This is a genomic window from Simiduia agarivorans SA1 = DSM 21679 (assembly GCF_000305785.2).
Taxonomy (GTDB): Bacteria; Pseudomonadota; Gammaproteobacteria; order Pseudomonadales; family Cellvibrionaceae; genus Simiduia; species Simiduia agarivorans.
In genome coordinates this window covers 1,106,594-1,132,201 of the sequence record NC_018868.3, presented here as the reverse complement: position 1 = coordinate 1,132,201, position 25,608 = coordinate 1,106,594, and the positions used below count along the sequence as shown (strand labels likewise).

Genomic DNA, 25,608 nt, shown 5'->3' with positions numbered 1-25,608 from the left:
TGCCCGAAATACATGGGGAAGGGAACTTAGGCTCTATTCCAAAAGGGTTCAACGGCAATAACTACCCACTGAGCTCATGCCACAAAGTCCGTGAATGCTTTGCATCTCTGCGGTCTTTGTTTGGCGGTTCGCACAGCCAGTTTGCAAGCCACAGGGATGTGGCGCGAGCGAATCGATACAAAGGACGTATCGTTGAGCGGCAAATTGGCTGTGCGAACCGCCACCCGGAGTGCGGGTGGTCCGACACATCGGCATCGCCGACTCGCCCTCCATGGCTCTTGTCGGCATACAGGCCATCCATGGCCATAAAAAAAGCCGCGCAACGCGCGGCTTGTACACCCTAAAACCTGCTCTTATTGGCAAGCTTCACAATCGGGATCGTCCAGTGAGCAGGCCTTGGGCACTTCGGCCGGGCCGGCGGCTTGGACCGGTGCAGCGGGTGCGCCGGAGGAAACCTTGTTCAAGGTACCGGTGGTCACCGTGGACTTCTCGGTAGATGTGGCAGCCAGGGCGCGCAGGTAGTAGGTGGTTTTCAGACCACGGAACCAAGCCATGCGGTAGGTGAGATCCAGTTTTTTACCGGAAGCGCCGGCGATGTAAAGGTTCAGACTCTGGGCCTGATCAATCCACTTCTGACGACGGCTGGCGGCGTCTACGATCCAGCGTGGTTCTACTTCAAAAGCATTGGAGTAAAGCTGTTTCAGATCGTCCGGGATGCGGTCGATTTGTTGCACAGAACCTTCGTAGTATTTCAGGTCATTCACCATCACGCTGTCCCACAGGCCGCGATCTTTCAGATCGTGTACCAGGTAGGGGTTAACCACAGTGAATTCACCCGACAGATTCGATTTCACATACAGGTTCTGATAGGTGGGCTCGATAGACTGAGACACTCCGGTAATGTTGGCGATAGTGGCGGTGGGCGCAATCGCCATCACGTTGGAGTTGCGCATGCCGTCTTTTTGCACCTTGGCGCGAAGGCTGGCCCAGTCCAGACGCTGGCTCTGGTCTTGTTCGATAAATTTCTCGCCACGGTTTTTCATCAGCAGCGCGATGGAATCGATGGGCAGAATGCCCTGATCCCACAGTGAGCCCTCAAACGTTGAGTAGCGGCCGCGTTCAACGGCCAGCTCGCTGGAGGCTTCGATGGCGTAGTAGCTGATCGCTTCCATGGAGGTGTCGGCAAATTCCACGGCGGCGTCGGAACCGTAGGGAATGCGTTGCTCGTACAGCGCATCCTGGAAGCCCATCAGACCCAGGCCCACGGGGCGGTGACGGGCGTTGGACTGCTTGGCGGTGTCCACGCTGTAGTAGTTAATGTCGATTACATTGTCGAGCATGCGCACGGCGGTGCGAACGGTGGCGCGCAGTTTGGCCTGATCCAGCTTGCCGTCCACAATGTGTTGTTTCAGGTTAACCGAGCCCAGGTTACACACGGCAATTTCTTCGCCGGCTTTGGTGTTCAGGGTAATTTCGGTACACAGGTTAGAGGAGTGCACCACACCGGCGTGTTGCTGCGGGCTGCGCAGGTTGCAGGCATCTTTAAAGGTGATCCAGGGGTGTCCGGTTTCAAACAGCATGCCCAGCATCTTGCGCCAGAGGTCAGCGGCTTTGACGGTTTTGAACAAACGCATCTTGCCTTCGGCGGCGAGTTTTTCGTAGTGCTCGTAGCGCTCTTCAAACGCCTTGCCGAATAAATCGTGCAGGTCGGGCACGTCGTTGGGTGAGAACAATGTCCAGGGCTTGTCTTCAAACACGCGCTTCATGAACAGGTCCGGTACCCAGTTGGCGGTGTTCATGTCGTGGGTGCGGCGACGGTCGTCACCGGTATTTTTGCGCAGGTCCAGAAACTCTTCGATGTCCATGTGCCAGGTTTCGAGGTACGCACACACCGCGCCCTTGCGCTTGCCGCCCTGATTCACGGCAACGGCGGTATCGTTGGCCACTTTCAGGAAAGGCACAACGCCCTGTGACTTGCCGTTGGTGCCTTTGATGTAGGCGCCGAGGGAACGCACGGGAGTCCAATCGTTGCCCAGGCCGCCGGCAAATTTGCTCAGCATGGCGTTGTCCTGGATTGCACCGTAAATGCCGTGCAGATCGTCCGGTACCGTGGTCAGGTAGCAGGAGGACAGTTGCGGGCGCAAAGTGCCGGCATTGAACAGCGTGGGCGTAGAGCTCATGTAGTCGAAAGAGCTCAGCAACCGGTAGAACTCGATGGCGCGCTCATTGCGATTGTCTTCTTCCACCGCCAGGCCCATGGCCACGCGCATGAAAAACACCTGCGGCAGTTCAAAGCGCACATTGTTGCTGTGAATGAAGTAGCGGTCGTACAGAGTCTGCAAACCGAGGTAAGTAAACTGAAGATCGCGCTCGGCAATCAGTGCCTTGCCCAATGTATCAAGATCGAACTCCAGCAGTACCGGGTCCAGCAGCTCCAGCTCTACGCCTTTTTTGATGTAGGCGGGCAGGGCGGCGGCGTACAAGTGCTCCATGTCATGCTGGGTGGCGGAAGTGGCCACACCCAGGAAGGTGAGCGCTTCGGCACGTAACTTGTCGCACAGCAAACGCGCGGTGGCGTAGGTGTAGTTGGGTTCTTTTTCTACCAGGGTACGGGCGGTGATCACCAGTGAGGTGTTTACGTCTTCCAGCGACACGCCGTCGTACAGATTGCGCATGGCTTCGTCCAGAATGGCCTGGTCGCTCACGTCTTTCAGGCCGGCACAGGCTTCGCTGACGATGGTGCGCAGACGTAACATGTCCAGCGGGGCTTTGCTGCCGTCCGCCAGTGTGACGTTGATGGTGGGGTATTTGGGGTCTGCCACCACCGGCTCTGCCGATTTTTTGGCTGCGCGCGCGCGCGCGTGTTCTTCACGGTAGAGCACGTAGTCGCGCGCGACTTTATGCTCGCCGGTGCGCATCAGCGCCAGTTCCACCTGATCCTGGATTTCTTCGATGTGGATGGTGCCGCCGGAGGCCATGCGACGGGTAAACACCGCGGCTACCATTTGAGTCAGGTTCTTGACCGTTTCGCGGATGCGTGAAGACGCCGCCGCGGTGCCACCTTCTACGGCGAGAAAGGCTTTGGTCACCGCCACTTCAATTTTTGAAGCGTCGAAGGGCACCACGGTACCGTTGCGCTTGATTACCCGGATTTTACCCGGGGCTGTGGCGCTGACGGTAGTCTGGCTGTCGGTTTTGGGGTTGACTGTCGGCTGTTTGCTGCTGGTTTCAGTCTCGGTGTGCATATCGTCTCCGCGGATGAGGCGTCATTTTTGTTGTGTCGTTAAACCCGGTTGGTTTTTGGCAAAGCAAAAACCGCCCCTGCCAGTTACCGGCGGGGGTAAAGAAAGTGCAGATAAGCAGATAATCGGGTGCGGCGCGGGCGAGTGGTGCGGGTCAACCTGTCACGTTTTGCCATTGCTGCGTCCCTTACGCTGTCCCTGTTTACGTTGGCCCCGCCTGTGCGTCAGACTTCCTTGCCCGGCGGGTACCACCCCGGATTGCCTAACACGCGATCATTCCGATTAACGACTGGTCAATCTGATGCGGTGGAATCCCTATATATTGGGGTTTGGCTGAATTGCGCTACAAGATAATGCGGTTTCGGGGCCAATGCAAGCCTACCGCTTTGTGGGTAGTTTGTGGATAACTTGTGTCTAATTCACCATGTCAGTAGTTACTAATCTGGCGACTCAGGCTCATGGCTGTGCCTTGGGGCTGAACCGGTCTGTCGGTATAGTTATACTTTTTTGTTCTATCGGAGCCGCTCGCATGACAGGCAGTGAAACCCATCCCTAACGGAACGACGTGCAACCATGAAAGGAAATAAACAGGGCCTCACCCGTCTGATCAATGCCACCCGCTATTCCTGGCAGGGGCTTAAATCCACCTGGCGTACAGAGGCGGCTTTCCGCGAAGAAGTCCCATTGGTGTTGGTACTCATACCCCTTGCATTGTGGCTGGATATCAGCGCGGTGGAGTCGGCAGTGTTGATCGCGTTGTCGGTGTTGATCCTGGTCGTGGAGCTGATAAACAGCGGCATTGAAGCTGTGGTGGACCGCATAGGCGCCGAGCACCATGAATTGTCGGGCAAGGCAAAAGATGTCGGTTCTGCAGCGGTGCTGCTGACCATACTGGTCGCGCTCACAGCCTGGGTGTTAATCCTGGGAGAGCGCTATGTCTGGTAGGCTGCTTGACCACTGGCTAACAGCCATTGCTGATCCACACTGTCTGGTAAGGGGCCAGGTGCAGTAGTTCGGCCTGCGGGTCGAGGGTCTCCCCACTGATCAATTCCCGCCAATTGTCGGTACACACCAGGTTAATGGCTGACAAGGGCACATCCTGCGCAGTGTGCGCCAGATTGGATAGGCAAAAGATATTCTGTTGCCGGTCCATGGATTGGCGCCAGAAGGCAAAGATACTGTCGCCCAGGTGCAGCGTGAACTGGGTGGCGTTGGGATGAAAGGCCGGCTGTTCAGCCCTGATGCCGATCAGTCGCTTGAGAGCGTTGAAAACCCTCGCGTGCTGGCTGTTGGGGTCTGCCAATTGGCTGTCCAGTTGCGCCTTCTGCCACTGGTGCCGGTTGATGGCCCGGTTGTGGCCCGAATGCTCCATGCGCTGGTAGTCATTGCCGGTGGCCAGCAGGCTGTGAATATAAAACGCCGGCACACCTTCCAGGCCCAGCATGATGGCGTGGGCGCAAATAAACCGCTCAAAATTAAAATTGTCAGGGCCGGCAATGGTGCCTTTGAGTGCATCGTACAAGGCAATATTGGCCTCGTAGGGGCGTGGGCTGCCGTCGGCGCTGGTGCGCCAGGAAATGCGGCCACCAAATTGTTCGAGCGCATGGGTCAGCGCATTGAGCTCATCATCGTTCAGCAGGCCCTCGGTGGGACGCAGGCCGATGCCGTCGTGACTGGCAATGAAATTGAAATAGGTGGTGCCGTTGCGCGCCGGCGGCATGGTCATCATCCAGCGCTTCAGATGCGTGCCGTTGCCGGTCAGTAATGCCTGCACCAGCAGAGGTGGCAACGAGAAGTTGTAGATCCAGTGGGCTTCGTTGTTGTTGCCAAAATAGCTCAGATTTTCCTGGTTGGGAATGTTGGTTTCGGTGATGATCACGGCACCGGGTTCAGCGTGTTCAATCAAAGTACGCAACAGGCGCACTACCTCGTGGGTTTCCGGTAAGTTGATCGAACTGGTACCGGGCACTTTCCACAGAAATGCAATGGCATCGAGCCGGAAAATCCGCACGCCCTGATCCAGATACAAACGCACAATGCGGACAAATTGCTTGAGTACTTCCGGGTTGCGGAAGTCCAGGTCCACCTGATCAAAAGAAAAGGTGCACCACACATGGCGGGTGCCGGCCTGAGTCTCTACCGCCTGCAGCAGCGGGTTGGTGCGGGGTCTGACCACGGCGGATAAATCGGCTTGTGGGCTGGCGGTAAAAAAATAGTCTTTCCCCGGCGATTGTTGTTTGATGAAGTTTTCAAACCAGTAACTGCGCGCCGAGCAATGGTTAATGACCAGGTCTGCCATCAGGCGGTACTGCTCACCCAGGGCGCGAATGTGCTGCCAATCGCCCAGTGATTCGTTGACGGTGGAATAGTCGATAACGGAAAAACCGTCGTCTGAGCTGTAGGGGAAAAAAGGCAGAATATGGATGCTGTTGATGACACCGGCCAGCTGCTCATCGATAAAGTTCTTCAGCGTCTCCAGCGGTTTTTCCTGTGGCGCCAGCAAGCTGTCGCCGTAGGTGATCATCAACGCGTCCCGCTCGCTCCAATGATTGGCGTAGGCATCGGGCGAGGGGGCGTCGGCCGCAATTTGCATAATATCCAGCAGTTCATCCACGCAATCAACAATTGCAAGCTCAGGTTGTACCTGTTGGTAGATGATGTGCAAATGGTCCGACAATTTTTGCCGTAGTTGCAGGTTTATCGCATTCATTCGCGAGCTCCTTGTTACATCAGGCGAATCGTGCATTGTCGCTTTCAACGGCATTGCGCAAGCGCTCCAGTACATCGGGCATGGCTGAAATGACCCGGTTCCAGCTGGGGATAAATGGCGCTTCCATCGGGTTTTCCAAAAAGGATTCGCCGGCCTTCATAATGTTTTGGGCAAACATTTCGACCGCCTTTTCCTCGCTGTGCACGTCGAGTTTAAGGCCATTCATGATGGCGTCATTGTGATAGGTTTCGATCAGATCCAGTGCGATGCGGAAATACGTGGCTTTGATAGACCGGAAAGTTTCCGTATTAAATGTTTTGCCTTGGGTGGCGAGCTTACGGAACAAGGCCTTGCTGATATCGATGGACATTTTGGACAGGCCGCCCTTGTCATTATTGGCCGACAGGTCCTGGTGTTTGTGATCGTATATGTCTGCGATATCCACCTGGCACAGACGATTGGTGGAGTTGTTCCGGTACATTTCAGACAGGACGCCAATTTCCAGGCCCCAGTCGCTGGGGATGCGGATATCATTGAGCACATCTTTGCGAAATGAGAATTCGCCCGCGAGCGAGTAGCGGAAAGTATCCATGTACTGCAGGTAATCGAGTTCACCGAAAATCTTCTTCAGGCTGCGTAACAAGGGGGTGACCAATAACCGAGACACACGACCATTGAGTTTTCCTTCGGCGATACGCGAATAATAGCCTTTACAGAACATATAGTTGAATTGCGGGTTAGCGACCGGATAAATCAATCGGGCCAAGAGTTCGCGCTCGTAGGTCACAATATCGCAGTCGTGCAGGGCGATGGATTCGCTGCGATTGGATGCCAGCATGTAGCCGATGCAGTACCAGACGTTGCGGCCTTTGCCCGGCATGGTTGGCGCAATGCCCATCTTCAGTAATTCCGCATCCAGCGCGCGCAGGGCCGGACCGTCGTTCCAGAGGATGCGATGATGCTGAGGCAATTTACTGAAAAACCCGATGGCGTGGCGGTACTGCGCCTCATTGGCGCGATCCAGCCCGATCACTATCTCATTCAGGTAGGGCACTTCGGTAAGTTGATCAACAATGTTAGGTAGCGCTTCGCCTTCCAATTCGGAATACAGGGAGGGCAGGATCAGTCCCAGTGGCCGCTTTTCGGAGAATTCGCACAATTCTTTTTCCATTTCCGCTACAGGCCGGCGGGTGAGGTTGTGCAAGGTGGTAATGATGCCGTTCTGGTAGAAATCTGCCATGGTCAGCTTACTCCGAGTTGTAGAAAATGATTGATTCCTTTGGCCCAGCCCAGTGGGCCTGCGCAGGGGCTTTCGATATAGCCGTGAGAGCGATTCAGACAAAGTGTCGGATTGACCGGTGAGCGCATTACCAGCGCAGCGTCGGCGAGCTCCAGCATGGGTACGTCGTTTTTACCGTCGCCCGCGGCCAGCGTTGTAAAGCGGTGTCCGTCTCGCAAGGCAAAAGCGTCGGCAACCCATTGCATGGCGCGGCCTTTATTTGAATTGCCTGTGATGTGCAGGAAACGACCGCCTTCCAACACATTGGCGCCCAATGCCGTCATATGCACAATGAACTGGGATTTCCGGTTATCGTCGCCGAGCCACAAAACCGGTTCAGAAAATTCCCGTTCATTGGCAAGCCTGGCATCCTGATGACTCAGACCGGTGGCGCGCGCGATGCCTTCTGTGCCCAACTGCGTAAAGCTCGCGAACAAGCCATGGAAGTCTTTGGCCGCCTGCGTTAACAAGGTTTGCCAGTAGGCCCTCGGTTGGCTCAGCGCCAGGCGCCAGTATCCCTGATGCAGTGCGACGCCGGAAAACTGGTGCAATTGTTCTTCGGGTAAAAACGACAAAGGCAAATATATGCCGGCACCGTTTTCCACAATGAATGGATAACCATTGCGTAGTTGACTGCGCAGTGGTTGTACTTCGGCAAACGTTTTACTGGTGGCGATGATCAGGGGGATGTCATGCTGACGGAGAGCTGCCAACATGGGTACGGCTTTGGCGAAACTGTAATTGAAGTGGTCTAACAACGTGCCATCAAGATCGGTGAATACCAACCAATGCTTGTGGGATTTAGCGGAGTGCTCCGTGAGACCGGTGGTGTTCATGAATAATGTTGCGCCTGTCATCTAATTGATACAGGTGCTCCACCCGGTCGGGCATTTCGTGCAGCATGTGCGTGGTGAGTCGTTCATAGTATTGAACAAAGCGTTGCACTTGCTCGCGCGTCATCAGACCTGAGGTGGTGGAACCCCCGCGATGATCAGTCTGTTGCAACATGCCTGCCAACTTATGTTTTTGCCACAGCTTTTGTTCCTGCTGCCAACGCCATTGCGCGACACATTCGAACGACGGGGCGCGCAACATCACCCAGCGATCCACCCGTTGAAACCACGCCTGGTAGGTCTGAGCCAGCTGCCGGTTTACCCAACTGCGCCATTGTCCCTGTTGGTCTTCGTCCCGCTCCAATGCATTGATGGGATGCATCAATGCTGCTTCTGCTTGCGGCTGTGCGCCCAGACACCAACCCTCGAGCACGATAATTTTTACGGGATGATGCAGTGGCTCCAGGTGCGATGCGGGTACGCAGTCATCGATGGCCTTGTCGAAGCGGGGGATGATCGGTGTTTTGCACTCTTTTAGTGCGTCCAGCACTTCAATGGCGCGCGCCACATCGTGGGTGCCGGGCACACCGCGGGTGCCGAGCAACGGATGTACCCTGTTGGCTAACAGGGTGCGTGCGGCTTTGCCCAGGTAAAAGTCATCCATACTCAGCGCCAGCGCCGGAATGCCCTGATCGGTCAGCGCTGCCACCAGCCAGGCCGCCAAGGTGGATTTGCCCGAACCCTGACTGCCGTTAATACCCAGTATTTGCGGGCTTTTCGCTGCCTGAGCCCATGTCAGCAGCGGGCTGAAGTGGGCGTTGGCAAAGGCCAGGTAGGTATCCGGTAGCTGGTGTTGTGCGACAAACGCGCTGAGGGCGGAGGGTGTGAGCGGCATGGTGGGTCCTTGGCCTGAGTCCAGACAATTCCTTACGCAATAGCTATGCAATCTCTACGCAATATCGATGCCGGTTTTGCCTTTACTCAACACCAGTGACGTTTCTTATCACGCCTCTTCAAACCGGTTTTCGGCCACGTTTTTCACGCACTTGGCGGGATTGAACACGCGCCCGTTCATGGCGATGTAGACGCCTTCGGGCAGGGTTTGTGCGGCCATGATGGCGGCACCCAGGTTGAACACCGCATCGGAGTCGCGGAATTCGGCCGGGTACATTGCACCCATCAATACGATCGTTTTGCCTTTGATGCCCTGCAGGAACACACCGGTTTTGGTCATGGTATCGGTGCCGTGGGTAATCACAATGTTGTGGCCCGGCTGCTGTTCCACTGTCGACCGGATCAGGGCGCGGTCTTCATCGGTGATGTCGAGGCTGTCTTTGCGGAACAGGGGAATCAGCGGCGTGTCCAGCGTAACACCCGCGCGCTCGAGAATTTTGGGTGCCTGCGGTTGACCGATGTGGTAGTCATTCTTCGCATCGTAGTAGATTTTATCGATGGTGCCGCCGGTGGTGATGATGGTAACGCTCATTATCGAACCTCGTGAATGTGGCCATTGGCAGAAACTCTAGAAGCATAGCCAATGGGGTAGAATAGGGGTTTTGCCGGTGTGACGAGTGGCATGCAACAAACCTTACTGATTATTGGCTATGTGTGGCCAGAACCCACGTCTTCGGCGGCAGGCAGCCGCATCATTCAGCTGATTCATTGGGCTCAGTCGGCGGGCTACCGGGTGTTGTTCGGCTCGGCGGCGGAACGCGGTGATACCGCTGAAGACCTGGATGCATTGGGTGTGGAATCGGTTCCGTTGGCACTCAACTGTTCGAGCTTTGATCGCCTGGTGTCTGCACTGCAGCCGGCCGTGGCGATATTTGATCGCTTTGTCACCGAAGAGCAATTTGGCTGGCGCCTGGCCGATGCCAGTCCGGGTACCCTGCGGGTGCTGGATACGGAAGACCTGCATTGTCTGCGTGCGGGGCGTGAACAAGCCATTAAAGCGGGCCGGCCGGTGTTGGATCTGGCCGACGAGGATCTGTTTACGGAACTGGCGCGGCGGGAATTGGCGGCCATTTATCGTTGCGATCTGAGCCTGATGATTTCCGATGCGGAGATCGCACTGCTGGTACAACGAATGGGCGTGCCTGAATCCTTGTTGCATCATTGCCCGTTCATGGAAACGCCGGTGTCCGGTGAGACTCTGAAGGGGTTTGATGATCGCGCCCACATGGTGTTTATCGGCAATTACCGGCATGCTCCGAATTGGGATGCGGTGCGCTATCTGCGAGAAATCTGGCCGGCGATCCGGCGCGCTCTACCGGATGCAGAGATGCATGTTTACGGTGCCTATCAGCCTAAAAAAGCCCTTCAGCTGCATTCAGACGCGCTCGGGTTTCTTATTAAGGGCTGGGCCAGGCAGGCCCGGGAAACCCTGGGGCAATACCGGCTGTGTGTGGCGCCATTGCGTTTTGGCGCGGGCATAAAGGGCAAGTTGGCCGATGCCTGGGCGACCGGAACACCGAGTGTTACCACCGCTATTGGCGCAGAAGGCATGGGGCAAGGCGAATGGCCGGGTGGCTTAGTTGATCGTCGTGAGCAGTGGGCTCAGGTGATCGTCGGATTGTACACTCAACGCTCAGCCTGGAATGCTGCTCAGCGTGCAGCACTGCAACGATTTAACCAATTGTTCGATTGCGGATTGCGGCAGGCTGAGCTGTCGGCGTGCATCGACACGCTACGCGCCCAGCTGACACAACACCGGCAACGGAACATTGTGGGGGCAATCCTGCATGAGCAAAAGCACCGTAGTACGGAGTTTATGTCGCGCTGGATTGAGGCCAAATCCCAGCCTTAGCAGCCGGGATCCGGAGTGTTAAACGTCTTGCCTTCCACCGGTCAATAAAAATTCCATCAAGGCTTTCTGGGCATGCATGCGGTTTTCCGCCTGATCCCATACTTTGCTGATGTTTTCGTCTTCCAGCAGCGCTGCAGAGACTTCCTCTTCCCGATGGGCAGGTAAGCAATGCAGGAAAATCGCATCCGGGTTGGCCAGCGCCATGAGCGCGTGGTCAACTTTAAACCCTTCGAAGTCGCGCATCCGTTGTTTTTGTTCTTCTTCCTGCCCCATTGACGCCCACACGTCAGTGGTGACCAGGTCACAGCCTTCAACGGCGACGCGTGGGTCGTGGAAGAGCCGGACGCTATCACCGGCCGCATCCAGCAGATGCTGCTCTGGCTCATAGCCTTTCGGGCAGGCGATATGCAGGGTGAAGCCGCATTGTTGGGCCGCATTCATATAGCTCTGGCACATGTTGTTGCCGTCGCCCACCCAGGCCACGGTCTTGCCGGTGATATCGCCCCGGTGTTCTTTGAAGGTTTGCAGGTCGGCGAGCAGCTGGCACGGGTGCAACTTGTCGGTCAGCGCATTGATTACCGGTACGCTTGAGTACTGCGCAAAGCGTTCAAGACCCTCGTGGGAAAACGTGCGCACCATGACAATATCCACCATGCGGGCCAGTACCCGCGCGGTATCTTCAATCGGTTCGCCGCGACCGAGTTGCGTGTCCCGGGGCGACAGGAAGATCGCACTGCCGCCCAGCTGGGCCATGCCGGCTTCAAATGAAACGCGGGTGCGGGTGGAGGATTTTTCGAAAATCATGCCCAGTACTTTGCCCACAAAAGGGCGCTCCTCGAGGCCCTGACGGCGCAGGGCTTTTAGCTCGATAGCCCGATCGATTATTGAACTCAGCTCTTCCCGGCTGACGTCGTCCAGTGATAAAAAATGACGGTTACTCATGGTCTTGGTTTCTGTGACTCTTCTTAATGGATTCCGGTTCAGGCCGGTTTAAAATGCTTGACGAGTTCGATCACGCCCTTGCACAGGGCCTGAAAATCTTCGTCGTTAATATTGAGTGTTGGCAACAGACGGACGGTATTGCCGGCGGTCACGTTGATCAGTAATCCGGCGTCGCGACCGCGCTCAACCAATTCCCCGCAAGGGGCCGACAGCTCAATGCCGATCATCAGGCCTGCACCGCGAATGTCTTTGACGGTGTCCAAGCCGGCAAAGGCGGTGCGGAATTGGGCCAGCATTTCAGCGCCGCGATTGGCGGCGAGGGTAAGGCAACCTTCGGATTCCAGCGTATTCACCACCGCTAAGGCCGCGGCACAGGCGAGCGGATTGCCGCCAAAGGTGGTGCCGTGATTGCCGGGTTGAAACACCTCTGCAGCCGCACCGCGTGCCAGTGTGGCCCCGATGGGAAAACCGTTGCCGAGACCTTTGGCAGTGGTGACCACATCGGGCAGTATGCCGTTGTGCTGGTACGCAAAAAACTTGCCGGTACGGCCGTTGCCGGACTGGATCTCATCGAGCATCAGCAGCCAGCCATTGGCATCGCAAATTGCGCGTAATTTATTCAGGTAGTCGGGGGCGGGCACGTGCACGCCGCCTTCACCTTGTACCGGTTCAACCAGCACCGCTACTATCTGATCATTGTTTGCCAATGCTTCAACCGCTGCGGCATCGTCGTATGCCACTCTGATAAAGCCGTCCACCAGCGGCGCAAACCCTGCCTGGACTTTGCTGTTGCCGGTCGCAGACAGTGCACCCATGGTGCGGCCGTGGAAGCTGTGCTCCATTACCACGATGGTGGGGCAGGTTTTACCCTGTGCGTTGCCCCATTTGCGCGCGAGCTTGATGGCGGCCTCATTGGCTTCGGTGCCGGAATTGGCGAAAAACACCTTGTCCATGCCGGACAGCGCAACCAGCTTTTCTGCTAACTGCTCCTGCGGCAGGATGTTGTACAGATTGGAGATATGCACCAGCGTATCGGCCTGCTGGCTGATTGCCTCGGTGACCGCCGGGTGACAGTGGCCCAGGCCGCATACAGCGATGCCAGAGATTGCGTCGATGTATTCCTTGCCATTGCTGTCCCACACGCGGCTGCCACGGCCGCGCACAATGGTGAGTTTGCGTTCGCCATAGTTGTTCATCAGGGCCGGTGTGGTCATGGATTTTCCTCTCTGGAAATAAAAAACCGCAGAATCTGCGGTTTTGATGGTTTCAAAGTGCAGATAATTCTATTGTTGTAGCTTCAGCTTGGCAATAGATGAAAGAACATTTTTTGTCCGTATCGCCTTACGATAACAGGGACGCGTAGTCCGACTCCACCTGCTGGAAGTTCAGGGCGGCGATAAAGCGGCTGAAACTGAGCCAGCTGGCCAGGCCTTTGAGGTCGGCAAAGTGGGGCGGGACAAATTTAGGCGGCAACACAATGCCCTCGGCCAGCAGCTGGTCGATGGTTTTGATGTCTTCCAACTGGATTTTGCCCACAAACAACAGCGGCAGCTTGTCGAGTTTGCCTTGGGCCACCGCCAGTCGCATAAAGTTAAAGGTCTGAACAAAGCCTTTCATGTAGGAAATGTCCTTGGTGAAGGGCTTGCCGTCGGGCGTGCTGCCGCGAAAGACCCGGCTGGCAATGGTGTAACTGTCCTCTTCGGACAGGGACTTGTCGCGCAGGTAATGAAACACGTCCATGAAATTGGCGCCATCCTCGGCCAACGTCACTGCCCGTACCCGGTTGATCAATTTATACAGACGCGAAGGGGTGGAGCGCAGCGTGATAATTTCGGTCAAAACCGCCAGACCTTCCTGAGTAACGGTAGAGGAGGGCTGGCCTTTGCCTAAAAAGGTGCAGTAGGGCTGTGCCATACCGTTGAGCGTTGTGCCGAGATGTACCCAGCCCTCGTGCGCTTCCAGCACATCGATGTCATTGTTGTTGAGCATGGCGCCCTTGCGGATCTTGATGTAATCGGTGCCGGCGGCTGCATCGGCGGTAATGCCGTCGGAGATCATCACCCGGATGCCATCATTGGGGAACACGCGGCCCATGCGGGCATTCAGCTCGGCGACCGCGGCATCGGCGTCGATGGTTTTATCGTCTTCGGTCATCGAATCATGCTGCAACAGGCTGACCAGCGTTTCTTCCATGCTGGTGCCCAATTCCGCAACGGTGGGGTCTCCCACATGGAATACGTCGGATGCGGAACCGTAGAGTTCCTGGGACAAATCGCCAAATTCGTCGCGGCCACGTGCCTCCAGCATGCGCACCACCATCTGATACTCCCGGCAGGCGCGGCGCATCATGCCGGTTACCGGACTCAATTGCCCCAGCTGGCGATTGATGTCGCGCTCAATGTCATGGAACTCTTTGCGTTTGGCGTGCGGGTCAAATCCCAGTGGATTTCCCTCGTAGTAGCCGTCACCGATGACGGGCGCTTTTTTGCATTTGTTTTTGAAGAAGGCCTGCTTGGTTTCCAGTCGCCATTTGACGGCATCCAGAATGCGGATCGGCTTTTGCGCCTCGACAATGCGGTCGGACAATTCCTTTACCGTGGCGAGGTATTCGGGTGTGGCGGCCATAGGGGGCTCCGTGGCAAATGCGTGCGCAATAAATGAAACAATAGCTGCTCAGGGGCGCTACTTTATAGTAGCTTTGCCACTTAAAGAAAGCGGTGCAACTTCTTCCCTTGTTCCTGTAGAATGCGCGCCAATACCTGAGCGGACAGGTAGGAATTACGGCCGCTCGTTGCAGTTCAATTGTTACAGGGGTGCCCAATGGACACAAATCAGACTATCGAGACCATTAAAAAGCAGATTGAAGAGAACGCTGTGATTCTTTACATGAAGGGCTCGCCCAACGCGCCTCAGTGTGGTTTCTCGATGCGCGCCTCGCAGGCGATTATGGCCTGTGGTCAGCGGTTTGCGTATGTGGATATCCTGTCTAACCCCGATATCCGGGCCGAGCTGCCCAAGTACGCCAACTGGCCGACCTTCCCGCAATTGTGGGTCAAGGGTGAATTGATCGGTGGCTGTGACATCATTACCGAGATGCACGAGAAGGGCGAACTGAAGCCTTTGCTTGACGAAGCGGCCCAGTAAGTATTTCCCGCTCGTACCAAAACCCGGCCTTTGCCGGGTTTTGTGTTTTTGGTGTTCACTAACCTTTTTGGTTATATAAACCGCAGCAAATAATCTTAGACTTTATAACCACCATCCTCTATTTTGCCCCACTCCATAGAATGGCACTGGTGCATTTGTCCCTATGAGCGGCTTGCTCGAAAATTCGCCTACTCTTGCGCTTCTGCTCGTGGCGGCGTTGCTGGCATGGATGCTTTATGCATTCGTGCGTGAAAAATTCAGCCCCGACGTGGTCGTGGGGATTGCCGTTGCCGTGTTGTTGGCGGCGGGTTTGCTGAATAGCAAAGAAGTACTCGGCGTATTGAGCAACAGTGCCCCGGTCACTATTGCCTGCATGTTTATTTTGTCGGCCGCGTTGGAGCGCACCGGTTGCGTGGAATGGCTGGCCAGCCGCATCAAAGCGGTGTCGGGTCGCAGTCCTTCGCAAGCCTTGATTATGCTGATGTTATCGGCATTGGTGATGTCGGCGTTTATCAACAATACCCCGGTGGTGGCAATTTTTACCCCGGTGGCCATTGCCCTCGCCACCAGCCGCAATATCAAACCCTCCAAACTGCTGATTCCACTGTCTTACGCCACGATTCTGGGTGGCACCATGACCATGTTGGGAACCAGTACCAATATTCTGGCCGACGGCGTCGCGCGCGAATACGGGATGACCCCGTTCAGTATGTTTGAAATCACTCTGCTGGGTCTGGTGATGGCAGGCGTGGGCGTGGTGTTTATTGGTGTCTTTGCCAATCGACTGCTACCGGACCGGGAGACCCTGACTAATCAGTTGAATTTGTCAGGCGACCGCACCTTCATGACCGATCTGATGGTGCCTCACCATTCGCCAATGATTGGTAAGACCATTGCCGAGGCAGACCTTAACGGCAACAGCGGCAATCAGGTGTTGCGGATTTTCCGCGGTGATGAAGAGCTCACTGAGCCGTCCCGCAGCACCATACTCCAGGCCGGCGACCGACTGATACTGCACACCAACATGCAGGATGTCGTTGAACTAAGGGAAAATGGCCTGTTGGAATTTACCGCCAACGGTGAAGAAAAATTTGAAACCATTGCCACCCGCGACGTGATTCTGGTGGAGGCAATTGTCGGTCGCAATTCACGTTATTGCGACCGCCCAATGCGCGACCTGAACCTGACAGCGCGATACGGCATTCACGTCCTGGCGGTGCACCGGCAGGATGAAAACATCCAATCCAACCTGGATGATCTGCAACTGCAGTTTGGCGATGTGATGTTGGTGGAGGGCAGTGCGGGCCAGATCCAGAAATTTTCCGATAATGGCGACATGATTTCGCTCAACACGGTGCAGGAGCGGGCCTACCGCCGGGATAAGGCGCCGTTGGCAATTCTGTCCATATTGTCGGTGATGGTATTGGCTGCCTTTAATGTGATGCCCATCGAAGGCCTTGCCGTTATCGCCGCGGTGACCGTAATTGTCACCGGTTGCCTGGATGTGGACGATGCCTACAAGTCGGTGGAATGGCGCATTCTGATGATCATTCTTGGCATGTTGGCGTTCAGCATTGCCATGACCAAGGTGGGGCTGGTGCAGGTCATTGTCGATACCATTCTGGTATGGGGGCCGTATCTCGGGCCCTGGTTGATGCTGAGCCTGATTTACCTGCTCACGTCGATTCTGACTGAAATTCTGTCCAACAACGCCGTGGCGGTATTGGTGGTCCCGGTGGCCATCGGTGTTGCCCAGCAAATGGGTGTCGATCCGCGGCCCTTTGTGGTGGCGGTCATGTTTGGCGCATCGGCCAGCTTTGCCACACCTATCGGTTACCAGACCAATACATTTGTCTATTCCGCGGGTGGTTATCGTTTCACCGACTTCTTACGGATTGGCCTGCCACTTAACATCATTATGTGGCTCGTGGGTACGTTGGTTATCCCGCAAATCTGGGCGTTCTGAACGCCTTCCCGTCTTTTTAGCCCCGTGTGACTGATCCAGATCATATAAAAGGGTATTGTTTGCATTTGGTGTTGATAACTATTCTCAAAAGCATTAACATCCGCGCCACTTTAATCACCCAATACATCAAGGGACTTAGCCATGTTGAAAAAAGCCGTTCTGGCGCTGGCCATTGGCAGCGTTACACTGGCCTCACACGCAGCCACACCCAGCAGTGAAGAGCTGTACGAGTTGATCAAGCAGCAGCAGGCGCAAATTGAAGCGCTTAAAGCCAAGCTGGAAAAAACCGACAAAAAGGTGGCCGTGGCTGAACAGGATCTGGGTGCAAAAATTGAAGCGACAGCCGAAGCCGTTGAGCAGTCAGCTGCCGCCGGTGCTGCGTCCAAAACTTCTATTGGTGGTTATGGTGAGCTGCACCTGAACCGTTTGAATGGCATAGATGGCGCTTCCGACAAAAACGAAATCGATTTCCACCGTTTTGTATTGTTCTTCGGTCACCAGTTCAATGACAAAGTGCGTTTTTACTCTGAATTTGAGCTGGAACACGCGCTGGCAGGTGACGGCAAGCCCGGTGAAGTGGAGCTGGAACAGGCCTATATCGAGTGGGATTTCGCCCAGAACCACAGCCTGCAATCCGGTGTATTCCTGATTCCCGTGGGTATTCTGAATGAGACCCATGAGCCCGACACTTTCTACGGTGTAGAGCGCAACAATGTTGAGAAAAACATCATCCCGACCACCTGGTGGGAAGGTGGCCTGAACTTCAAAGGTGAGCTGGCTGAAGGTCTGACCTATAACGCCGCCGGCCACTCCGGTCTGTACCTGGCCGATGGCAAATACAAGATCCGCGACGGTCGTCAGAAAGTTGCTTCCGCACCAGCCGATACCTTTGCCTACACCGGCCGTATCAAGTACACCGGCGTGCCCGGTCTCGAACTGGCGGCTACCCTGAACTATCAGGACGACATGATGCAGGGCGAAGACCGTCTGGGACAGGGCAAACTGGATGCTTTGTTGTTTGAAGCCCATGCCGTTTACCAATCAGCCAACGGCTTTGGCCTGCGCGCGCTGTACGCTCAGTGGGACCTGAACAGCCAGATCAACGACGTGGCTGCCGGTGCCGATGAACAGTATGGCTGGTATATCGAGCCTTCTTTCCGCATCAACGAAAACTGGGGTACCTTTGCCCGTTACAGCATGTGGGACAACCAGGCGGGCAGCAGCGCAGACACCGAATACGGTGAGTGGTCGCTGGGTGTGAACTACTGGATCGCGCCTAACGCCGTGCTCAAGGCCGACATCGTGAGTGAGGAAGTGCCCACCGGTAAAGATCGCCGCGAAGGCTTCAACCTGGGTGTAGGCTACTCTTTCTGATCAGTGATGCCGCCTGCCAGCAGGCGGCACTGTCGAACTGCAGGAATCAGCGTGAAATACGGACTCGTGATATTACTGATGATGGTGTCCAGTGCTGCAATGGCGCAGCGCGGGGTATTCATGACGGTAGATGAATTTGTATCCGACAGTTTCACGGCCAAGCCCGATACCAAAACCCTTTGGTTGTCGGGTGAGCAAAAAGCCGGTGCGGCCGATATCCTCGGCCGCAACCCCGGACTGCGAACGCGTTATTATCGTGCGGGCGATCGCACGGCCTGGATTCTGGAAGAAATTGGCAAGGAGTTGCCCATCACCGTGGGTGTGGTGGTGGACAATCATCAGGTGCAAAGCCTGAAAGTGCTCGAATACCGGGAGGTCCGTGGTGGCGAAGTGCGCTACGACAGCTTTACCCGGCAGTTTGATGGCGCGATGCTCGATGCCGAACAAAAACTCACCAATCCGATTGACGGCATCACCGGTGCTACCTTGTCCGTGCGTGCGCTGCAAAAAATCGCTAGACTTGCGCTTTATTTTCATCGGCAACTCGTGGAAGAAGGGCCTGCATGCTACGGAAATTCTGGCGACCCATCCTGTGGCGTTGGCACAAACGCATCGGCCTCACGCTAATTCTTTTATTGTTGTGGCTCTCGGTCACTGGCATTTTTCTCAATCATACCGACGATCTTGACCTGGCAGAGGCACCTCTGGGTAGCCCGGTATTGTTGCGCGCTTACGGTGTAGACAAGGTGCCCGCCACCCATATCCAAGTGCCTTCGGGGCAATGGCTGAGCCAGTCGGGGGATTACCTCTATCTGGATGGCGAGCGCGTCAGTGCCTGCTATCCCGGTGCATTTTCTGTCGCGCCACTGCAAGAGGATGTGTGGGCGGTTTTGTGTGATCTGGATATTCTGGTGTTGGCCCGCTCCGGTCAGGTACTCGAGCGCCTCGGTGCCAGCTATGGCATTCCGCAACCGATGACCGCGCTGGGTTTTTGTGCCGATGACCTGTGCCTTAAGTCAGGCACTTATTACTATTCGCTTGATCTGGACAACCTTCGTTGGACCTTACTCGATGAACCGGATTTCAGTCGGTTGCCAATCGGGGAGGCTCCGGATCTGGTGTTGCAACACATTACCGATCGTTGGCTGAGCCGCGAAGTCAACTGGGAGCGCCTGATGCTGGATTTGCATGCCGGGCGGGTGTTTGGCCTGGGCCCTTGGTTGATGGATGCGGTGGCAATTCTGACGATTATTTTGTGCCTGAGTGGCTTGGGCATCTGGCTTGCGGGCCGCAAGCGCCGTTAAGCCTTGGTATGCTGCCGGCTATTCAGACTTTGTGAACGACGCCAGCCCCTTGCGGGCAGGCGCCGTGCGAAGAGCGCTGGCTGATCAGAACGCTTTGAGGTAGCTCAGCAGGGTTTGCAAATTGCTGGCGCCCAGATGCCGGCTGCGTGCCGGTGACCAGCCTTCGTGCGATTGGGGGCTGTCGGCCGTATCTTTAAAGGGCATTTCCAGCGTCATGGCCAGGCACCCGAAGGTGTGGGCGATGAAGTTGGTGCAGATGGTCAGGTTTGCGGATCCGGGTTTGTCCACTTCGTAGCCCTGTTCGATCTGGAAGTCCGGGTTCAGCGTCATCAGCGTCTGTTTGTAAAAATCCAGCTGGCGCTGTTTCTCATCGTTCCAACCCGGAATACCTTCGGCACCGGCAATGAAGTTGAAGGGCAGGGCTTCGTCGCCGTGCACGTCCAGGCAGAAATCCACGCCGGCCTGGTGCATTTTTTCCAGTACGCACAAGACTTCCGGGCTTTTTTCGAGGCTCGGTGTCTGCCATTCACGGTTCAGGTTGCTGCCCACCGCGTTAGTGCGCAGGTGACCGCGCGCACTGCCATCAGGATTCATATTCGGCACCACGTACACCACGGCGCGCTCAAGTAGCTCGCGGGCCGCCGGATCGTCTTCGTCCAGCAACCGGTCCAGGAAACCTTCGATACACCATTCAGCCATGGTCTCGCCGGGATGCTGCCGGCCAATGATCCAGCAGGCTTTTTTGCCGGCTGCAGGCTCGCCCACGATCAACAGATCCATATCGCGGCCATCCAGCGTGCTGCCCAATCGCTCGTACTCTACCCGGGTGTCGGCGCTGGCCCAGGCAATGAGATCAGCGTGCCGTTCCATGGAGTAGGGGGCAAAATAGGCAAAGTAAATACTGTTGGTAGCGGGGGTATGTTCTATTACCAGTTGTTCGCCATCGAACTGGGTGTCTACCCGGAACCAATGGGTGCGGTCGTAGGAGGCCACGGCCTGATAGGATTTGAATCCGTCCGGGTAGGCGGCTTTGCCCGCATTGGTGATGTGGATCTTACAGGCCTCGCCCTCCGCGCCGGTGAGGCGGAAATAGAACCATTGATAAAAGTCGGATTGATTGTCTTTGCGGATGGCCACTTGAATGTTGTATGGCCGCTCGCATGTCAATACATCAATGTTGCCGCCATCAAACTGGCTGGATATAAACATGTTGGATCCTGCTGTGAGTTCAGTTAAGTACTTTGTATCCGCGCCCGCGCAAACAGTTTTTGACGACCTGTTGTTGTTCGCGAGCACCGCGTGCCGCGCCTTTGGCGGTGCTGCCGATGGCGCCAACCCCCGCGCCTGTACGGGCACCTTTGCTGCCATTGATAACCGCGCCCATTGCGCCACCGACCACCGCGCCTGCCACTGCGCCGCCGGCTGCCTTGCCGCCGGTATCAACCTGGGCGGCATACTGCTGGCACTCGGCCAGATCCTGCTCATAGGCCACCGGGTCGATGCCCTTGGTGTCAACAATCGGCTTGTTGCGGGCACAAGCGGTTAGTGTCAGTGCGAAGATAAAAACCAGTAAGTGTTTCATGCGGATACCTTTTACGTTGGCTATAGCATAGCCAACGTCGCTACCGGCTAGCGGTTGACACAGGGTACCGCGGACAGACCCTTAATCAAACACTGCCAGAACGCCTGGACCGAGCCAATATGGACTTTTTCGTCCGGGGAATGGGCGCAGCGAATGGTCGGGCCAAAGGAAATCATGTCCCAATTCGGGTAGATGGCCCCCAAGATGCCACACTCCAGGCCCGCATGAATGACCTTAATAGCCGGTTCCTGTTGGTAGTGTTGCTGGTACACGGTCCGCATGGTCTGCAGCAACGCCGATTCAGGGTCCGGAGTCCAGCCCGGATACTCGCCATCGGTGTGGGTGCTGGCGCCGGCCAGTGCAAAATGGTTGCACAGCGCCAGCCCGAGATCGTCGCGAGCGCTGTCCAACAGGCTGCGCACCAGACACTTGATCCGCACTGCATCCTGCGCCAACGTGACGGTCGCCAGGTTGTTTGAGGTTTCCGTGACGCCCGGCAGGGCATCGCTCATGCGCGTAGGGTAGCTGGGACAGGACACGATACTGGCGATCAGTTGGCGCGACTGCTGCAAGCTCAGGATTTGCGCAGGTAGCCCACATTCCTCCAATTCGATACACAAATGCGGTTCGGTCTGGCGGTAACGCGCTTCCATGTCGTTTTTAAAAGCCGTAAACAGCGCCAGCACGGCGGCTTTTTGCTCTGCATTTAGCGCCAGGCCGATGGTGGCTTCACGTGGAATGGCGTTGCGCAGACTGCCACCGTTAAACGCGTGCAGCTGAACCGGAAACGCTGCCTGAAGGCGCGCAACAAACAGGGCTGCCATCTGGTTGGCGTTGCCGCGCCCGAGGTGAATATCCAGGCCGGAGTGACCACCCAACAGGCCTTTAACCGACAGTGTGTACCCAGCCATGTTCGGGCCGGTGGGTTGCCATTCGGGCGGGAAAACAGCGTTGACGTTGACGCCGCCGGCACAGCCTACGTAGAGCTCGCCTTCATCTTCTGTGTCCAGGTTGAACAGGAGCTCGCCCTCGATCCAGTTGGCCGCAAGGCCTTTGGCGCCGGTCATGCCGGCTTCTTCATCGATGGTGAACAGGGCCTCCAGTGGGCCGTGGGCAATATCCCGGCTCTCCAGCACGGCCAGCATGGCTGCGGCGCCAATGCCGTTGTCTGCACCCAGCGTGGTGTGGTCGGCGCGTATCCAGTCGCCATCGCGCACGGGCGTGATGGGATCGGTCAGGAAGTCGTGCTGCTTATCATTATTTTTCTGAGGCACCATGTCGAGGTGGCTTTGCATGACCACGCCAACGCGGTCTTCCATGCCTGCGGTGGCGGGCTTGCGAATCAGCACATTCCCCACCGTGTCGCGTTCGCACGTTAACTGATGTGCCGCTGCGAAAGCTTCAATCTTTGCCACCACAGCGGCTTCGTGTTTGGACGGTCTTGGCGTGTCGCACAGCATTTGAAAGTGGCGCCAGAGTGGTTGAGGGTCCAGTGTAGCCAGAGGCGAGGCCATGAATTCTCCTGAGGGAAGGTCGCGATAGTGGCTACTCTGACGAACGGGCCCCGCTACCCCTCCAGTGATACCTGAAAGCTTTTGATAGTCATCCGGGATATTTGACTAAACTGGTGCAAAGGGGCATAAAGTCGTGTCGGCGCAGGTTTGGGGCGCGCTGTCTGTTAAGTGTGCAAATCGCTCACATTGTCATCTTCTCACGCAAACTCATAATCATAAAAGGCCAGATGCAAATACCCGGTTATAAAATTATCGATACCCTGGGCCGAGGAGGTATGGCAACGGTTTATCTGGCCATACAGGAAAGCTTTGAGCGCGAAGTGGCGCTTAAGGTACTGTCGCCGGAATTGCTCAAAGACCCTGCATTTGGCGAGCGTTTTTTGCGCGAGGCAAAAATCGTATCGCGTCTGGTCCACCCCAATATCGTGACCGTTTATGATGTTGGCGTTCACGAAGGGCACCATTACCTGTCCATGGAGTATGTGCCAGGTAAAGACCTTAAAGCCAAGCGTACCGGCCTGACCCGCGCGCAGGGGCTGCAGGTTGTCAGGGACATAGCCCGCGCGCTGGATTACGCCGCTCGCAAAGGCTACGTTCACCGCGATGTGAAACCTGAAAACATCATGCTGCACGACGAAGATGGTCGCGCGGTATTAATGGATTTTGGCATCGCCAGGCCGACCGGTCTCGAACAGGGTATGACCCAGACCGGGACCGCCATCGGTACCCCGCATTACATGAGCCCCGAGCAGGCCAAGGGTAAACCGGTGGACGCCCGTTCCGATCTCTATAGCCTGGGCGTGGTTCTGTTTTTATTGATCACCGGTCGGGTACCCTACGATGCCGACTCCGCCGTGGCGGTAGGGATCAAACACGTGGCTGAGCCCGTGCCCCGGATGGCCGCGCCGTTCAAAATATTTCAGCCTGTGATCGACAAAATACTGGCCAAAAATCCCGACAATCGGTACCAGACCGGTATGGAGTTGGTGGAGGATCTGGACCAGATCAGCGACGACGATTTGCGACGCGTGGACGAGCTTATCGAGCTTGCCGCAAAGCGCTTGCAGGATAACCAAACCGACCCCGACTCCCCGACGCTGATCAGCAGTGCTTTGGATGAAAACCAGACCGGTGAAATCCAGGCGGCGAATACCGCCGAGCAGGACGCTGTGGCCATGCACTGGCCTCAGTCCGGCCAGGGCACGCCGGTCCGCACCGTGGTGCAGGCGCCGGCTTCCAACCCTTTTGGTGCCAGCCATTGGTTGCGCAATACCGCGTTGTTTTTGCTGCTGGTGGTGTCTGCAGTGTTTTTCCTGCGCAGCTATTTACCCGCACCCTGGCCTGACCAGGTGACTGAATGGCACCACCGCGGACTCGACCAATTGGTGCAGGCGGGACTGCCCCTGGATCAGCCTCAATGGCACTGGTTATATGAATTAGGTGGCGCGTCGCATTCGACTGATCGCGCGTCAGGCGGACAAACCGAGCCGGTGCAGACGCCACAAACGGAACCCGAAAAGCCGTCGGTTGCCGCGCCGTCACCGGCCCCCAAAACGCCCCCCGCGTCTGCCGTGCTTCCCGCTCATGCCGATAAGGTATTGGCGGACACCCGACCGGTACTGACCGATGATGGGCTGCGTGCGCCAGCAGAAGATCCGGTGGCCCCGATGGATGATCCATTTGCTCGCGCCGACGCGCTCTTGGCGGGGCTGGCCACGGACCTGTCCGGCCTGACCGCATTGGCGGACATTTATCGCGTGCAGATGGAAGTGCCGGAAAACCGCGCACGTGCACAGCAAGGGGTAGAGTCGGTGCGCGCGTTTTTCACCGATGCGCTGCAACAGGCTCTGGACCAGCGGGATCTCGAGCGGGTACGCGAGCTATTGGATGCAGCACACAAGGCGTTTCCTGCATTGGCGGATGAATCCCGCTTCCGGCGCTTCGAACGCAAGCTTGAAGCGGCTGAGGCCATAGAAGCGTTGCTGGCACAAGGCAAAGCCCAACTGGCGCGCGATGCGTTGAGTTCACCGGCGGGCGACAATGCGGTGGAATCTTATGAGGCAGTGCTCGCCAAGGAGCCTGACAATGTGCAGGCGCTGGCAGGGCTGAAGGCCGTAGCCGATCGCTATCAGGTACTGGCGGCCAGCCGCCTGAAGGACGGCGATTGGTTGTCAGCCAAGGGCATGGTCACGCGTGGCTTGCGCATACAACCCAAGCATCAGGGCCTGCTGGCACAAAGTGAGCAAGTGGCCAGATTGGAGCAACAGCTGCGTGAGCGGCAGGCCAGTGCGCAGGCGGGCGTTCAGTCTGCGCAATCGGCGTTGGCGGCGGGCAACGTGTTCGGGACTTCCGGGGCGGTCGCTCAGTTTCAACAGGTGCTGGCACTCGACCCACAAAACCAGGCGGCGAAGGAAGGTCTGGCCATTGTGACCCAGCGAACGCTCGATAACGTGCGTGACTTTATCAACCAGGATCAGTTCGGGCGTGCGAGCAGCGAATTGGCGCTGGCAGAACCTTTACTCGGGCAGGACCCACAAATACGGGCGCTCAAAAACGAACTGCAGCAGGCGATTGCGGCGCGGCAACCGCGATTGGATGATGTGCGGGTTGGGGCTGTGCAACCATTGACCTTTGATGGCCGCCAGGGCTTGGTCCAGGGCGTGGACCGGACCATTTACATCGGTGTGCAGTTTTCCAATTTCGATACGGCAGCTGTGGTTCAGGCCGTGTTGTTTGACGGTGCCCGCAGTATCCAGATCGCCCAGGTACCGGTGGTGCTGTCCGGCAAACAGGGCGAGAAAATATTCCGCATAGACCGCCCGGTGGAAGGATTTTCTGCCGGCGGCTATAACATAGATCTTATGCTGGATAATCGTTTGTTGATCAGTCAGCGCTTCCAGATAGTTGAGTGA

At 56.5% G+C, this 25,608-nt stretch carries 20 protein-coding genes; 8 read left to right on the top strand and 12 right to left on the bottom strand.

Annotation, left to right across the window (positions count from 1 at the left end):
• Positions 1-353 precede the first annotated feature (353 nt).
• Positions 354-3,245 carry a ribonucleoside-diphosphate reductase subunit alpha gene (locus M5M_RS05085; RefSeq protein WP_016389227.1) on the bottom strand — a complete coding sequence of 964 codons (2,892 nt, stop codon included), beginning with the start codon at positions 3,243-3,245 and terminating at the stop codon, positions 354-356.
• A gap of 570 nt (positions 3,246-3,815) precedes the next feature.
• On the opposite strand from M5M_RS05085, the gene M5M_RS05080 reads away from it, so the two are divergent.
• Entirely contained in the window at positions 3,816-4,187 is a 372-nt protein-coding gene (locus tag M5M_RS05080) for a diacylglycerol kinase (RefSeq protein WP_015046394.1), read from the top strand.
• A 16-nt stretch (positions 4,188-4,203) separates the two neighbouring features.
• Here M5M_RS05080 and M5M_RS05075 read toward each other — a convergent pair whose 3' ends face one another.
• From M5M_RS05075 to M5M_RS05055, 5 genes are all read right to left on the bottom strand, one after another.
• Entirely contained in the window at positions 4,204-5,952 is a 1,749-nt protein-coding gene (locus M5M_RS05075; protein ID WP_015046393.1) for a sugar phosphorylase, read from the bottom strand.
• Positions 5,953-5,971: 19 nt separating this feature from the next.
• Positions 5,972-7,192 carry a glycosyltransferase family protein gene (locus M5M_RS05070; protein WP_015046392.1) on the bottom strand — a complete coding sequence of 407 codons (1,221 nt, stop codon included), beginning with the start codon at positions 7,190-7,192 and terminating at the stop codon, positions 5,972-5,974.
• A gap of 2 nt (positions 7,193-7,194) precedes the next feature.
• Positions 7,195-8,067, bottom strand: coding sequence for an HAD-IIB family hydrolase (locus tag M5M_RS05065; protein WP_015046391.1), 873 nt, complete (start codon positions 8,065-8,067; stop codon positions 7,195-7,197).
• A complete protein-coding gene (locus M5M_RS05060; protein WP_015046390.1) occupies positions 8,033-8,959 on the bottom strand; it encodes a kinase-like protein in 927 nt (308 codons plus the stop codon). The genes M5M_RS05065 and M5M_RS05060 overlap by 35 nt, the downstream gene beginning before the upstream one ends.
• Before the next feature lie 108 nt (positions 8,960-9,067).
• Complete coding sequence (locus M5M_RS05055) at positions 9,068-9,550, bottom strand: asparaginase domain-containing protein (RefSeq protein WP_015046389.1); 483 nt, start codon at positions 9,548-9,550, stop codon at positions 9,068-9,070.
• A gap of 90 nt (positions 9,551-9,640) precedes the next feature.
• Here M5M_RS05055 and M5M_RS05050 point away from each other — a divergent pair, with 90 nt between their 5' ends.
• Complete coding sequence (locus tag M5M_RS05050) at positions 9,641-10,870, top strand: glycosyltransferase (protein ID WP_015046388.1); 1,230 nt, start codon at positions 9,641-9,643, stop codon at positions 10,868-10,870.
• A gap of 18 nt (positions 10,871-10,888) precedes the next feature.
• Here M5M_RS05050 and argF read toward each other — a convergent pair whose 3' ends face one another.
• The 3 genes from argF to M5M_RS05035 form a co-directional block, all read right to left on the bottom strand.
• The gene (gene argF, locus M5M_RS05045; protein WP_015046387.1) at positions 10,889-11,812 is read right to left on the bottom strand and encodes an ornithine carbamoyltransferase; all 924 of its coding nucleotides are present in this window, start codon (positions 11,810-11,812) and stop codon (positions 10,889-10,891) included.
• Positions 11,813-11,850: 38 nt separating this feature from the next.
• On the bottom strand, positions 11,851-13,026 hold the full coding sequence (locus M5M_RS05040) for an acetylornithine transaminase (protein WP_015046386.1): 1,176 nt from the start codon (positions 13,024-13,026) through the stop codon (positions 11,851-11,853).
• A 127-nt stretch (positions 13,027-13,153) separates the two neighbouring features.
• Positions 13,154-14,437, bottom strand: a complete 1,284-nt coding sequence (locus tag M5M_RS05035) for a flavohemoglobin expression-modulating QEGLA motif protein (protein ID WP_015046385.1) — start codon at positions 14,435-14,437, stop codon at positions 13,154-13,156.
• Positions 14,438-14,632: 195 nt separating this feature from the next.
• On the opposite strand from M5M_RS05035, the gene grxD reads away from it, so the two are divergent.
• From grxD to M5M_RS05010, 5 genes are all read left to right on the top strand, one after another.
• Positions 14,633-14,956 carry a Grx4 family monothiol glutaredoxin gene (grxD, locus tag M5M_RS05030; protein WP_015046384.1) on the top strand — a complete coding sequence of 108 codons (324 nt, stop codon included), beginning with the start codon at positions 14,633-14,635 and terminating at the stop codon, positions 14,954-14,956.
• A gap of 163 nt (positions 14,957-15,119) precedes the next feature.
• Complete coding sequence (locus tag M5M_RS05025; protein WP_015046383.1) at positions 15,120-16,922, top strand: SLC13 family permease; 1,803 nt, start codon at positions 15,120-15,122, stop codon at positions 16,920-16,922.
• A gap of 141 nt (positions 16,923-17,063) precedes the next feature.
• Positions 17,064-18,296, top strand: a complete 1,233-nt coding sequence (locus M5M_RS05020; RefSeq protein ID WP_015046382.1) for a porin — start codon at positions 17,064-17,066, stop codon at positions 18,294-18,296.
• A 51-nt stretch (positions 18,297-18,347) separates the two neighbouring features.
• Positions 18,348-18,923, top strand: a complete 576-nt coding sequence (locus M5M_RS05015; RefSeq protein ID WP_015046381.1) for an FMN-binding protein — start codon at positions 18,348-18,350, stop codon at positions 18,921-18,923.
• The gene (locus tag M5M_RS05010) at positions 18,860-19,600 is read left to right on the top strand and encodes a PepSY domain-containing protein (protein WP_081640108.1); all 741 of its coding nucleotides are present in this window, start codon (positions 18,860-18,862) and stop codon (positions 19,598-19,600) included. Before M5M_RS05015 ends, M5M_RS05010 begins: the two co-directional genes overlap by 64 nt.
• A gap of 84 nt (positions 19,601-19,684) precedes the next feature.
• Here M5M_RS05010 and M5M_RS05005 read toward each other — a convergent pair whose 3' ends face one another.
• From M5M_RS05005 to M5M_RS04995, 3 genes are read right to left on the bottom strand one after another with little or no spacing between them, the layout of a single operon-like run.
• Positions 19,685-20,809 (bottom strand): M14 family metallopeptidase, encoded by a 1,125-nt coding sequence (locus tag M5M_RS05005; protein ID WP_015046379.1) that lies wholly within the window; start codon positions 20,807-20,809, stop codon positions 19,685-19,687.
• 19 nt (positions 20,810-20,828) lie between these two features.
• A complete protein-coding gene (locus M5M_RS05000; protein ID WP_015046378.1) occupies positions 20,829-21,182 on the bottom strand; it encodes a glycine zipper family protein in 354 nt (117 codons plus the stop codon).
• 47 nt (positions 21,183-21,229) lie between these two features.
• Positions 21,230-22,696, bottom strand: coding sequence for an aminoacyl-histidine dipeptidase (locus M5M_RS04995; RefSeq protein WP_015046377.1), 1,467 nt, complete (start codon positions 22,694-22,696; stop codon positions 21,230-21,232).
• Between the two features lie 227 nt (positions 22,697-22,923).
• Between M5M_RS04995 and M5M_RS19325 the strand changes: the two genes are divergently transcribed.
• Positions 22,924-25,608 (top strand): protein kinase domain-containing protein, encoded by a 2,685-nt coding sequence (locus tag M5M_RS19325; protein ID WP_024330383.1) that lies wholly within the window; start codon positions 22,924-22,926, stop codon positions 25,606-25,608.

Excerpts from the sequence above, each read along its gene's own strand:
- M5M_RS05085 (WP_016389227.1), bottom strand. The coding sequence starts at position 3,245 with ATGCACACCGAGACTGAAACCAGCAGCAAACAGCCGACAGTCAACCCC.
- M5M_RS05080 (WP_015046394.1), top strand. The coding sequence starts at position 3,816 with ATGAAAGGAAATAAACAGGGCCTCACCCGTCTGATCAATGCCACCCGC.
- M5M_RS05075 (WP_015046393.1), bottom strand. The coding sequence starts at position 5,952 with ATGAATGCGATAAACCTGCAACTACGGCAAAAATTGTCGGACCATTTG.
- M5M_RS05070 (WP_015046392.1), bottom strand. The coding sequence starts at position 7,192 with ATGGCAGATTTCTACCAGAACGGCATCATTACCACCTTGCACAACCTC.
- M5M_RS05065 (WP_015046391.1), bottom strand. The coding sequence starts at position 8,067 with ATGAACACCACCGGTCTCACGGAGCACTCCGCTAAATCCCACAAGCAT.
- M5M_RS05060 (WP_015046390.1), bottom strand. The coding sequence starts at position 8,959 with ATGCCGCTCACACCCTCCGCCCTCAGCGCGTTTGTCGCACAACACCAG.
- M5M_RS05055 (WP_015046389.1), bottom strand. The coding sequence starts at position 9,550 with ATGAGCGTTACCATCATCACCACCGGCGGCACCATCGATAAAATCTAC.
- M5M_RS05050 (WP_015046388.1), top strand. The coding sequence starts at position 9,641 with ATGCAACAAACCTTACTGATTATTGGCTATGTGTGGCCAGAACCCACG.
- argF (WP_015046387.1), bottom strand. The coding sequence starts at position 11,812 with ATGAGTAACCGTCATTTTTTATCACTGGACGACGTCAGCCGGGAAGAG.
- M5M_RS05040 (WP_015046386.1), bottom strand. The coding sequence starts at position 13,026 with ATGACCACACCGGCCCTGATGAACAACTATGGCGAACGCAAACTCACC.
- M5M_RS05035 (WP_015046385.1), bottom strand. The coding sequence starts at position 14,437 with ATGGCCGCCACACCCGAATACCTCGCCACGGTAAAGGAATTGTCCGAC.
- grxD (WP_015046384.1), top strand. The coding sequence starts at position 14,633 with ATGGACACAAATCAGACTATCGAGACCATTAAAAAGCAGATTGAAGAG.
- M5M_RS05025 (WP_015046383.1), top strand. The coding sequence starts at position 15,120 with ATGAGCGGCTTGCTCGAAAATTCGCCTACTCTTGCGCTTCTGCTCGTG.
- M5M_RS05020 (WP_015046382.1), top strand. The coding sequence starts at position 17,064 with ATGTTGAAAAAAGCCGTTCTGGCGCTGGCCATTGGCAGCGTTACACTG.
- M5M_RS05010 (WP_081640108.1), top strand. The coding sequence starts at position 18,860 with ATGCTACGGAAATTCTGGCGACCCATCCTGTGGCGTTGGCACAAACGC.
- M5M_RS05005 (WP_015046379.1), bottom strand. The coding sequence starts at position 20,809 with ATGTTTATATCCAGCCAGTTTGATGGCGGCAACATTGATGTATTGACA.
- M5M_RS05000 (WP_015046378.1), bottom strand. The coding sequence starts at position 21,182 with ATGAAACACTTACTGGTTTTTATCTTCGCACTGACACTAACCGCTTGT.
- M5M_RS04995 (WP_015046377.1), bottom strand. The coding sequence starts at position 22,696 with ATGGCCTCGCCTCTGGCTACACTGGACCCTCAACCACTCTGGCGCCAC.
- M5M_RS19325 (WP_024330383.1), top strand. The coding sequence starts at position 22,924 with ATGCAAATACCCGGTTATAAAATTATCGATACCCTGGGCCGAGGAGGT.